This is a genomic window from Ileibacterium valens, from assembly GCF_001945525.1.
Lineage (GTDB): Bacteria > Bacillota_I > Bacilli_A > Erysipelotrichales > Erysipelotrichaceae > Ileibacterium > Ileibacterium valens.
Genome location: NZ_MPJW01000194.1, coordinates 1 through 3,611 on the forward strand (window position 1 = coordinate 1; position 3,611 = coordinate 3,611).

A 3,611-nucleotide genomic window follows, 5' to 3' on the forward strand; every position below is an offset into this window, starting at 1 on the left:
TCAGACCAGTACTCATCAGGCGGCCGCTTTTGTGATTGCCCGGCGAGCCCTTGGATTTACGGAATGGTATGAGCCTGAAAAGAGCAAGTCAAAAAGAATGAATGCAAATATTGGAATAAGAAGTTGAAGTTCATTAAACCGGATGGATTGATTCAAATAAAACATGGGTACAGGTGTTGGAATCAGCAGGATGTTTACAAGAAAGATAGCCTTCTGTCGATGATTTCAGTTTAGCCTGTACCTGTGTTGGGTTAGCCGTAAGACCCAACAACCTTTATTAGTTAAATTGGTGGTTTAACAGTTACGGTAAGCTGCTCAGAACGCATAAAGCAAGGAGATGAATTTTTTGAATCGAAATGTAATCAACAGGTTTAATTCAGCCTGGTTTTTGTGGGGAGCCATCAGTACGGTTCTTGCTTTTGTCACGCCATGGATTGGCTGGTATGGATTAGGAAATGCAGCTGTCCTTTTGAGTGCCTGTTATGTCATCCATCTGACCAAAGACAGAAAAAAACGCATCGAACAAAATCAGGATGTGATTGCCAGACTCACGAAAAAACAAAAGCAGCAGATGAATACGTTGGACGAGCAGGAAGGAAAGAATATTCTGATGCTGGCATTCAGACTGATTCCGGCATTGACCATATTCTGTGGAGCAATAAATGTTTATACGTTTGTTTTTTCAATGAAAACAGGCCATCCGGCTGCACTGTTTAAATCATTAGAAACAATGAAGCTGCCGGGTGAATGGACTTTGCTCTGTCTGGTTTTATTTTTTATGGTGATGTTCTGGATCGCCTTTTCTGGTAAAGTTCATCAGATGATGGATACACAACGACCATAGTTTCCAGGATGAAAAAAACAGATAAAATTAAAAGCGTCTTTGATTCCTGTGTGCAGAAACCAAAGACGCTTTTATGTATAGAAAGCTCTGAATAGTAAACAGAGATTATTTTCAAATGGCTGGGGTACCTGGATTCGAACCAGGGCAATGCAGGAGTCAAAGTCCTGTGCCTTACCGCTTGGCTATACCCCAACTTCTTCTGTGGGCAAACCATCAGAATCTAATTTATATTACCAATTTGAGTTTTTCTTGTCAAATGATTGAGATAAAGCTTTTTCAAGAACCTGAAATTGTATTCTGATTGCTTTTTCCAGGATGTTTCTTAAAATTCCTGCATTTGCCTGCCTGAACTGACAGAGAATCTGGTCCTGATCCAGTAAAAGCAGACAGGGACGAAATACCTGTCGATTGACTCCAAAAACTTCCTTGTTAATGATACAGGAGAAGTGCTTGGAGATTTCGTGATCCGAATCTGCAATCATCGGAAATTCAAAGCGGTATTTTCGGGATATGGACTCAGCTTTTTGCTGATCCGAAGATAAAAAGACATAAGGGTTCACATTGATAAAATCCATAAACCGCATAGAATTTTCCAGATGAATCAAAAAGCGCAATCCGCTTGTCCGATGAGGCTGGTCAATAAAAATAAAGAGGTTTAGTGGATGATTTTTTAGAGGGGAATTTGAATTTAAGTTTTGTCTTCTGGGTAATCGTACATGCTCAGATGAGTGTAAAGGCAGTATGGGTTTATTCATCAGTAAGTATCGGAATGCAAGTTTATTCTAAAAATAAGAAGTGACTTTTAAGAAGTTTCTGCCCATCATCCATTAAACTTTGATTCCTGAACAGCTCAGAACAAAAGAATGCGGATAACTGCGCAAATTTGAAGACTGGTTGTAAATATCGTTGAATTAAAATAATCTTTTTATAGCATTAAACCAAATAGGCCTCTATTAGAGTACTGAGCAGTTAAACTCAACAAAAACGCAAAAGAATACAATCTTTAGTTATAGAGTAAAAATAAAATAGAATTTCTTATATATCTCTGCGTTTGAAGAAGGGAGTGTGAAGGATGAAAGCGAAGGAAAAAAGGAAACCAAAAACGATTCTCGCTGGAATCGATATCGGATCAAGCCGAGTGCGCGTCCTACTTGAAGATGAAGGTCTTGTTTTTGATGAACCCTGTGTTCTGGCGGTAGACCGAAAGGGGCAATGTCTGGCTATCGGAGAACAGGCGTGGCAGATGCGGGGATTATCAGACGATGAAGTCAGAGTCATACGGCCGCTGGAAAATAATGTGGTGAATTTTCCTGCACTGGATACTTTTCTTGAACAGTTGTGCCTGGATACCGGAATTTTTAGAATGTTTAAGAAAACCGTTATCGCTCTATCCTATCCAACCATGCTCAGCTCTCAGGATGTACAGGTCCTAAAAGAGCATCTGATTCATCTTGGAGCTGAAAAAGTATATTTTGATCAGGAGATTTTATTTTCAGCTTTAGGCAGCCGCATTGATCTGTATGCCCCTGTAGCCAGCGGTATCATGAATATTGGTCATGAAAATTGTGAGATTGCGGTTTATGCCAAGGGACAGCTGATTGAAAAAAGTGGGTTTTCAATGAATGGGCAGGCAGTCAGCCGGCAGATTACTGGTTGGTTTCACGATCAGAAACGGCTGCTGGTCTCAGAAGAAACAGTTGAATCCATTAAGGAAAACCTTGGAGGCTTTATACCTGTTCGCAGACCCAAAGCCATGGAAATTCGGGGAATCAGTCTGGATACGCATAATCTTGAAAGTGCAGTCATTGATGAAAATCAGATTGCACAGGTTCTGGAACCTATTTTAGAGCAATGGGCGATATGGATTACCGCTTTTCTGGAAGCGCTCGATCCATCTGATCGGCAGGACATCATCATGCGGGGAATCGTTGCATGCGGAGGATGCCTGAAGCTCAGAGGTTTAGCGTCTTCACTATCCAATTTATGCGGATTGCCAATTTATTGCACCGATGAGCCCAGCCTGACAGTGATCCAGGGACTCAGCTCTCTGCTGCAAAAAGCAGAGCTATAAATAAGGGACCGATAAGGAATGAATACTCGGTTAACTAAAACTCGGTTAATTAATGAACAGGATCCTGCCAGAAGATCAATCAATGGATGAAGATGAATCGTCATGAACAGTCTGATGATGAATGGTCTAATGATGAAAAGTCTGGTCGAAGAGTATATGAATTTGCAAAAATTCGAGTTCTGATCCGGTCAATCAACTTTTATGGCGGGTTTTTTAGTCGGTATAATTTCAGAGCAGAGGTCTTCTGCTCTTTTTCGTTGCAAAAATTCCCGCCCATCGGTATAGTGATATTTGGCATTTTTATGCCTGCATCATTTCTGAATTGGAGGGACAAACTCAATGGCTAAACAGGATATGATCGAACTCGATGGTATCGTAACGGACACACTTCCAAATGCGGCTTTTAAAGTCAAATTGGAAAACGGACACGAAATCTTAGCTCACGTTTCTGGTAAAATCCGTATGCATCACATTCGCATTTTACCAGGCGATCGTGTCACAGTCGAAATTTCACCTTACGACTTAACACGTGGGCGTATTACATTCAGACGCAAGTAAGGAGAATGACACAACATGAAAGTTAGACCATCTGTTAAACCGATCTGCGATAAATGCCGTGTTATCCGCCGTAAAGGCAGAGTCATGGTCATCTGTGAAAACCCAAAACATAAGCAGAGACAAGGTTAATAAGGAATA

General features: G+C 40.9%; 5 protein-coding genes and 1 tRNA gene. 4 read left to right on the top strand and 2 right to left on the bottom strand.

What is annotated here, in order from left to right; all coding sequences use genetic code 11:
* Nucleotides 1-346: 346 nt before the first annotated feature.
* Nucleotides 347-844, top strand: coding sequence for a hypothetical protein (locus BO222_RS10175; protein WP_143357002.1), 498 nt, complete (start codon nt 347-349; stop codon nt 842-844).
* Between the two features lie 116 nt (nt 845-960).
* Here BO222_RS10175 and BO222_RS10180 read toward each other — a convergent pair.
* Both BO222_RS10180 and BO222_RS10185 read right to left on the bottom strand, forming a co-directional pair.
* Nucleotides 961-1,036: transfer RNA gene (locus tag BO222_RS10180), tRNA-Gln, on the bottom strand.
* A 38-nt stretch (nt 1,037-1,074) separates the two neighbouring features.
* The gene (locus tag BO222_RS10185; RefSeq protein ID WP_075820696.1) at nt 1,075-1,449 is read right to left on the bottom strand and encodes a hypothetical protein; all 375 of its coding nucleotides are present in this window, start codon (nt 1,447-1,449) and stop codon (nt 1,075-1,077) included.
* Between the two features lie 467 nt (nt 1,450-1,916).
* Here BO222_RS10185 and BO222_RS10190 point away from each other — a divergent pair, with 467 nt between their 5' ends.
* From BO222_RS10190 to rpmJ, 3 genes are all read left to right on the top strand, one after another.
* Nucleotides 1,917-2,915, top strand: a complete 999-nt coding sequence (locus tag BO222_RS10190) for a rod shape-determining protein (RefSeq protein ID WP_075820697.1) — start codon at nt 1,917-1,919, stop codon at nt 2,913-2,915.
* Nucleotides 2,916-3,254: 339 nt separating this feature from the next.
* The gene (gene infA, locus BO222_RS10200; RefSeq protein ID WP_075820699.1) at nt 3,255-3,473 is read left to right on the top strand and encodes a translation initiation factor IF-1; all 219 of its coding nucleotides are present in this window, start codon (nt 3,255-3,257) and stop codon (nt 3,471-3,473) included.
* A 15-nt stretch (nt 3,474-3,488) separates the two neighbouring features.
* Entirely contained in the window at nt 3,489-3,602 is a 114-nt protein-coding gene (gene rpmJ, locus BO222_RS10205; protein ID WP_075819078.1) for a 50S ribosomal protein L36, read from the top strand.
* Nucleotides 3,603-3,611: the final 9 nt, after the last annotated feature.